Below are 7,654 nucleotides of genomic sequence, written 5' to 3'. Positions count from 1 at the left end.
AACGGGAGTGCTGTAATAAACCGACTAATTGCTTGTGAGATGTTAATTTTCCCTCTAGCAATACGGGTACCGAAGCTACCGCTAATCCTGTCAATAGCTCTCGCCGCGCCGCTGTGCTGAGAAATTGATGAGAAGTTCGCTCTAATAAATCGTATTCTAAGAAATAATGCGGCAACTTGTCATAAAATACCGTATGTTTGGCATACATCCATTCGCCATACAGGATATATCGATCGCCCAAAATCTCCCACAATGCGGCATAATGACTGTGCGCCCATTGTTTGAACAAATTAAAATGGCGTTCGCGAGCGCCACCAGTTAGATAGTGCCCGCGACTTTGCAATAATAATTGTCCGTTAGCATCGAAACTAATCGCAGCATTAGCACCATCGACTTTCTCCTCTATTACTACATACTCATTGGCAATCGCCCTAAATGGTATGCTGTCCAAATCTTCATCCCCAGGCTGTTCGCGCGAGCCTTCAATATGCGGCGTTCGCGGATATTTTTGCATCAGCATTTTGCAGTTCCCCTCTCAAGGCAACAATATAAATCGTAATTCGTAATTTGTAATTAATATTCTTCGAGATTTGGAACTCGCCTAAAAACTTGCCATGAAAAACAATGGCTGTGGCTGAAAATCGCCGCTAGGAAATATTAATTACTGGCTAAAGGTGGAGAGGTAGAGGGCTACATGACGAACTCGCTGACAAACTTGTAGATATTTTTAATCTAGTCTATGTATTATCGTATGTCAAGAGCCAGATCGATTGAAAGCAATCTCAGCCTAATCATCTTAACTGCGCTCCTAAAGCCTGTAAAGATGCTTTTTGTGCCTTAGTCAATCCGTGAATCTTGTCGATCTGCATTCCTTCATAGGGACGGCGAGATTTCCAAGTGGCGATACATTTGGCAGCTTCTAAATCCCAAACTTTAATAGTTTCATCTAAACTACCAGTAAATGCGAGAAAATTGGGCGAATCCATGTCTGGTAATCGAACATTACCAACATCTAGAGTATAAATTAAGCCACTATGCTCGGTCAGACTCTGGAGACATTTACCAGTTTCAATATCCCATGTTTTGAGAGAGCGATCGACTCCTACACTAATAATAGATCGATCGTCATGACTGAATTTCGCGCTGATAATCGGCCCTTTATGCCCGATAAAGATTTGCAAACATTCGCCAGTTTCTACCGACCAAAGTTTGATGGTTTCATCATAGCTCGAACTAACTAACCACTGACCATCAGTACTAAAAGTAACCGACCAAACACTATTACTATGCTCGCCGATATCTCGATAGTACTCACCCGATTGCGGATTCCAGAGTTTAATAATACCTGCAAATTCACAACTTGCCAACAGCTTACCATCGGGACTAAAATCGGCATAAATTACCGGGCTGCGATGTTCTTTCAGCGTCTTCAAACACGCTCCAGTGTCAACATCCCAAATTTTTACTGTTTGGTCGTAACTAGTACTAGCTAATGTTCGGCCGTCAGGACTAAAAACTACCCGCCACACCCAACTATGATGACCTCGCAATGTCTTGAGGCAATTACCTGCTTGCCAATCCCATAATTTGACAGTGTAGTCAGCACTTCCACTAGCTAATAACCGACCGTCTGGACTAAAATTAACCGACCAGACTCGATTAGTATGTTCGCGCAAAGTTTGGACGATCTTTTCTCGATCGATACTCCAGATTCTAATCGTAGTATCTTCATTACCACTGGCTAAATAACTCCCATTGGGACTCAAATTGACGGATAAAATTGCATTAGTATGTCCGACGATCGTTTTAATACAGCGTTCCCGTTCTAAATCCCAAATTTTAGTATGATTGTCATCGCCACCGCTAGCAATTTGGGTACCATTGGGATGAAAAGCCACAGTCCAAATCCGGTTACGGTGTCCGAGGAAGGTTTTTACACATTTGCCACTATTAGTATCCCAAAGTTTAATAGTTTTATCGAAACTACTGCTCACTAATTGTTGTCCATCTGGACTAAATGCGATCGCACTGACGGGTTGCTGATGTCCGATTAATGTGTGCAAACATGTGAGAATAAACATCCCCGACTTCTCAAAGAAGTCGGGGATTTTGGCGTGGGACAAATCTCCGACTTCTTGAAGAAGTCGGGGATTTTGGTTAGTAATATCCCAAATTTTAATCGATCGATCGTAACTACAAGTCGCGATCGTTTTACCATTGGGACTAAATGCAACAAATCTCACCCAAGCAGTATGAGCTTCCCACTCAGCCACACATTCACCCGTCGCCACATTCCACAGTCGCACTCTCAGATCTTCGCCACCACTAACCAGAGTACAACCGTCGGGACTAAACGCGATCGACCAAACCCGACCATTATGCCCTACCAAAGTCTGGATTTCGGGACTTAAATTACCTGGAAACGTCCGCCAGAGGCGAATCGTACTATCTTGAGCGGAACTGGCGATAATTTGTCCATCGGGACTAAAGGTGACAGCATTGACTGAAAAAGTATGTCCGATGTATGTCTGCAAACATTCACCCGTGGCGACCTCCCACAACTTCACCAGATGGTCGTCGCTGGCACTGGCGAGATATTGCCCGTCAGGACTAAAAGCGATCGCCCAAGCCCAGTGTTGATGCCCTTGACAATTACTGAGTTTTGTGAATGTACGAGCATCCCAAATCTGAATATCGCCTTTAGTATCGCTAGTCGCAAAACGTTCGCCGTCAGGACTAAAAGCAATTCCAACGACACCACCAAAGGTTTCGGCAAAGACAGTCTGACTGATGTGGCTCCCAGTAAAATCGACATCGTGTAAGGTTGCATTCAGGAGGTAGGCTTGACGAATTGCCAAGTGTGAAAAATCAAAGCCTTGGAGATCGGTTTTGAGGTGACAAAATAAATTGAGCAGATTTCCCGCCGCATAACCACCGATTTTGTCGGTTTGATGGCGCAAGGTAGTCAGGATTTTGTGAAGATGCAATTCGAGGTGCGATCGATCCGTAAAATGCGTCAATAATCGATCGATTAACGGCTGTAAAATTAGTTGAATTTGAGCATCCCGCAGGTAATCTTTGGTTTGCGCTTCGATGAGAGCGTGGGTTCTAAATAGCTCCAATTCTCCCGTAATAATTTCTCGCTCGATCCGATCGATAAACCTATTTGTGACATATTCCATAATCACGGGTTGTTGAGTCAAACCCCACTCGGTAGTTTCAATTAAACATCGATCTCGGAGTGTTTCTAGTGCTGTTAATAAAATCGGTAGCGTACCTGCGGGGATCGATGCTGCTTGCAATCTAGCGGGAGTAACACCTTCCCGATCGATCGCCAGCCAGTACATCACCTGTTGTTGCAAGACTGATAATCGATCGAACTGCCGCTCGATTAACTCCCAAAGATTGCCAAATACAACCGTACCTTGGGCTAAAAAAGCACAAACATCACCATTGAAGAGATTTTGAATACTTGTTGCTACTAAATTGAGAGCTAAGGGATTACCGTAGACGTAATCGATCAGATTGTGCTGCTCGATGAGTGGTGCGGTGATGCCTTTATCGACAAGCAAATATTGCGCGGCAGTGATGTCGAGTCCAGTCAGTTGCAGCGATCTAACTGGTAGATTAACTCCTTCCCGTAGGCTGATGCCGCTGGGTTTTTCCCTGCTGGTAATCACCATACAACTCTGATGATTTTCATCACTCACCCGCCCAAAAATTTCGCCATAGGCTTCATATCCTGTCAGATAACAGCCATTTTGAGTTCCAGCTTGCAAAATTGACTCGACGTTATCGAAGATCAGTAAACAGCGTTTTTGGTGCAATTGCTGCATCAGTAAAGAGATCGAACTCTCCTGCACCTCAGAATCCATCAAAATTGGCAGGATTTCATTCAACAAGTCCTGTGGATCGATCGCTTGTCGCAAACTTCGCCATACCACACAATCAAACTGAGACTCCAACTGTTGAGCCAGTTTCACAGAAAGCGCGGTTTTACCAATGCCACCCCAACCAAAAATTCCCACCACCCGACAACGACTATCGAAAATCCACTGTTCGAGCGTTTCTAACTCAGTCTCTCTCCCATAAAAGCGGGAAACATCAATTGCTTCTCCCCAATTAGTCGTCGCCAAGGATGTTTGATAACCCTGGAGGATCGCACAGAGATTCCCTTTGGAAACTCTTTCCCCAACTATCACCGAGAGCAACCGCCACAACTGCGATGCAACTTGTTTGATATATTCCGGCTCATAACCCAACTCTCTCCCGATCTCCTGATAGGAATCGCGATTCCATACTTTTGAGACGATCTCAGTTTGCAGCGTACTGAGCGATCCGCGTTGATGTTGTTCGAGCAATCGATCGATGATTCTGAGAGCTTCTTGTCCAGTCATTTAAGGTCGATCGCTACTAGATAGATCGTGAATTAGAGATAGTATAGATCGATTCGATCGTGTGAAATTGTAATTTATACGACAGAAGGTTTACATTACTTAATATCGATCGAGGATAACTACTTACTTTTAGTTACTTTTTATTACTGACAGATCGATCGGGTCGAGATTATATTTAAACAGTGAAATTCAAGCATGTCTCTAAGACCTACGCATTGATAAAGAGATCGCTTTGTGTATGCAGGTACCACAGACAGTGAAAGATGATTCACGATAGCTCACATGTGTTTCAACATAGTACGATGATTTTTAAATTCGCGCTATTTTCAGCTTACGCTTTTCTCCATCTGCTGCTAAATATTTCATTTCTCTAATAAATTTATGTTACAAAAAACACGCGTCGCTATCCTAGTTTTCTCTGTCAGTGCTGGTTTTGGATTTGCACAAGTCGGTCAAGCAGCTACTCTTTATACGAGTAAATCTGCATTTCTTGCTGCAACAACAGGAATATCGACAGTCGATTTTGAGGGACTTACCCCACCCAATACAGCTATTTCATTGAATGTTCCCGCCACTGTATCTGGAGTTACGTTTAGTAGTCCTGCGAACCCGTTCATATTGAATTGTCCTACATTCCCCTCTGGTTTTAGTAATTGTGCTCTTGCTGTTTCTCTTCAAGGGGCTGGTACTATTGTAGGAACAGGTCAGGTTCCTAATCCTATTACTGCAACACTTCCATCATTTGTTACTGCTGTAGGATTAGATGTTTTACCATACAACATTAATGACCGAAATACAGTTAGTATTTCAACGGGCGATTCCACCACATTTACAATTGGTAACAATGTGCAGTTTATTGGTTTTACATCGACGACTCCGATTACCTCTTTAACTTTGAGTGGGAACGGTGGTCTATTATTCGATAATTTAGTTCATGGTCAAATAAATAGCTCTGCTGCTGCTGTCCCCGAACCATTTACGATTATTGGCACATTAATCGGTGGTACGGCAGCTTTTCGTATGAGAAAAAAGATTAAAGATGCCGATTAATAATTAGGTAAGCACAATTAAATGTCAGATAGATAAGTTGCCAAAAAGTCCCTGATGCTGTTCCCCTCTACGAATCATTCTTACTCCAGTAGCAAGTAGGCAAGTAGGGTGGACACTTCCCACCAGCTATGTTTCAGACATAATCTATTTTATAAATAATTGCATCTACCTACTTAGCAATCATTATTTAATTTTGTGAGATTGGGATTTCGATCGAGTGAATCTAGACAGTAGAGCGGAATTATCGATCGACTCTCTTTCAGAGAGGCTGTGCCTACGGCAGGCTTCGCCAACGCCAACGAACCGATATACCGGATGTTCGATCGCTTCACATTACTTTACAGCCTGCAAAAATTTTAGTTACTGACTACTCGATCGAGGTTATCTTTGAGTCTAACCACGTTTCTACCAGGAAAGTTGCCTAGATAAATTCTTCCAAGTCCTTGCTGCAACTGAGCCTGCTTTCTTGCCGATTTGGTAACGTCACCAGCTATTGAACTATTGTACAAACACAGATTTAAGAGTGAATAATTATGGCAAATTTAGAGGATTTTAAAGGAATGTCTTTCGATTACCAGGATCGACAGCCAACATTTTTTCAATAGAAAGACCTGTATCACCAGAAGAAGTGGAAGAAAATTTTATTGTGAAAACTTACAACGATCTCAAGACTAGGGGAATGAAAACTCTTGAGCATACAGGTAATCCTATTTATTTCACAATTGGTACAGATTCAATGCAAGATAATCATAATTTAGAGTTCGTGTACATGACAGGTATCGGTCAAGATTCAGCGAGTGTACCTAAAAAACAATTAAAGCAAATATCGAAGAAAATGGCGGAGATAGTTAAATGATACTAATGGATTGGGATGAATATTACGATCGACACTTTAAAGGATATATAGATCGGGATGATGTGCGCGATCGATGTCATCCGCAGATATTCAAACATGAAGATGATGGACAGCCGAGAAATGCTATTGTTTTAGTACATGGATTGACAGACTCGCCTTACTTCATGAGAGATATCGGTGAGTATTTTTGCTCCAAAATGGGTTTTGATGTCTATATCCCCTTGCTTCGCGCGCATGGCTTAAAAAATCCTCAAGACATGAAAGACGCATCTTTAATCGAGTGGCGCAAAGATGTCAGATTTGCGATCGATCGAGCTAGAGAAAGTGGTGGACAAGTCTCGATCGGGGGATTATCAACAGGTGGTACATTAAGTGTTGAAATGGCTCTCAATAACGAAGCGGCGATCGATGGTGGAGTTTTCCTATTTTCTGCTGCATTAGGTTTAGCTAGCCATGCTGGCAATCTGGCTGAAATCTTTCTCCGAACCCCTCTAGCTAATATTTTCGACCAGATCGATCGCAGTAGTCTCATCAATAGTTCACCTAGTGGTAATCCCTTTCGATATTCTAAGATGGATATTGGCGGAGCGAGAGAATTATCGAAACTAATTAAAGAATTAGATTTACTGACCGATCGAGATGTCTTAAATCAACCGCTATTTGCAGCACATTCTGAAGCAGATACCACCGCAGACATTGATGAGATCGAAGAATTGGTGAATCGATCTCCATCAGCAGAAATATTTAGAATTGGTAAGAATTTTGCCGTCCCTCATGCTAGTGTTGCTTTGAAAAATCCAGTATTGTCAATTAACAACTCTCCCTTAGAACCTAGCAATCCTTTCTTTGACCAAATGATGAAATCACTTCATGTATTTGCGGACAAACATGGTTTAATCGATTGTAACTAAATGGTGGTGCGTTGTTTTCCGCGCTAACACACCCTGTGCTTTGATAAACGATTAACTAAAGAAGTGCAAATTCTAGGGAAATTGGTATCTATGAAATCCATGACACAAATCACCGTCGGCGATATTGACATCAACTACAAAATCAAAGGTAGCGGCAAACCGTTACTGATGATCGTGGGTTTGAGTTTTAGCCTGCTCGATTGGGGCAATAAATTCACCGAATTACTCGCTCAAAACTATCAACTTATCCTCTTCGACAATCGCGATGCTGGACTCACCAGCCCATCCCCACGTCCGTATAGTATCGTAGACATGGCAGATGATGCCGCAGGGTTATTAGACGCATTGAACATTCCCAAAGCGCATGTATTTGGTGTCAGTATGGGTGGTGCGATCGCCCAGCAATTTGCTCTAAAATATCCCGATAAGCTAGATAAGCT

The 7,654-nt window shown here is 42.6% G+C and carries 6 protein-coding genes; 4 read left to right on the top strand and 2 right to left on the bottom strand.

Going from position 1 to position 7,654, the window contains the following annotated elements; all coding sequences use genetic code 11:
- Both RMO35_RS22230 and RMO35_RS22225 read right to left on the bottom strand, forming a co-directional pair.
- On the bottom strand, positions 1-520 hold a 520-nt coding region (locus RMO35_RS22230), incomplete at its 3' end, for an RNA ligase family protein (RefSeq protein ID WP_309744407.1).
- A gap of 271 nt (positions 521-791) precedes the next feature.
- Entirely contained in the window at positions 792-4,397 is a 3,606-nt protein-coding gene (locus tag RMO35_RS22225) for an NB-ARC domain-containing protein (RefSeq protein ID WP_309744405.1), read from the bottom strand.
- Positions 4,398-4,778: 381 nt separating this feature from the next.
- Between RMO35_RS22225 and RMO35_RS22220 the strand changes: the two genes are divergently transcribed.
- The 4 genes from RMO35_RS22220 to RMO35_RS22205 form a co-directional block, all read left to right on the top strand.
- Positions 4,779-5,447, top strand: a complete 669-nt coding sequence (locus RMO35_RS22220) for a PEP-CTERM sorting domain-containing protein (RefSeq protein ID WP_309744403.1) — start codon at positions 4,779-4,781, stop codon at positions 5,445-5,447.
- A gap of 628 nt (positions 5,448-6,075) precedes the next feature.
- Positions 6,076-6,303, top strand: a complete 228-nt coding sequence (locus RMO35_RS22215) for a hypothetical protein (RefSeq protein WP_309744401.1) — start codon at positions 6,076-6,078, stop codon at positions 6,301-6,303.
- On the top strand, positions 6,300-7,214 hold the full coding sequence (locus RMO35_RS22210; RefSeq protein WP_309744399.1) for an alpha/beta fold hydrolase: 915 nt from the start codon (positions 6,300-6,302) through the stop codon (positions 7,212-7,214). Before RMO35_RS22215 ends, RMO35_RS22210 begins: the two co-directional genes overlap by 4 nt.
- 90 nt (positions 7,215-7,304) lie before the next feature.
- Positions 7,305-7,654 (top strand): alpha/beta hydrolase (locus RMO35_RS22205; RefSeq protein WP_309744397.1); only part of this gene is annotated, 350 nt, incomplete at its 3' end.

This window comes from Chamaesiphon sp. OTE_20_metabat_361, assembly GCF_031364565.1.
The sequence above is the reverse complement of the archived record's forward strand: the minus strand, read 5'-3'. Positions and strand labels throughout refer to the sequence as shown.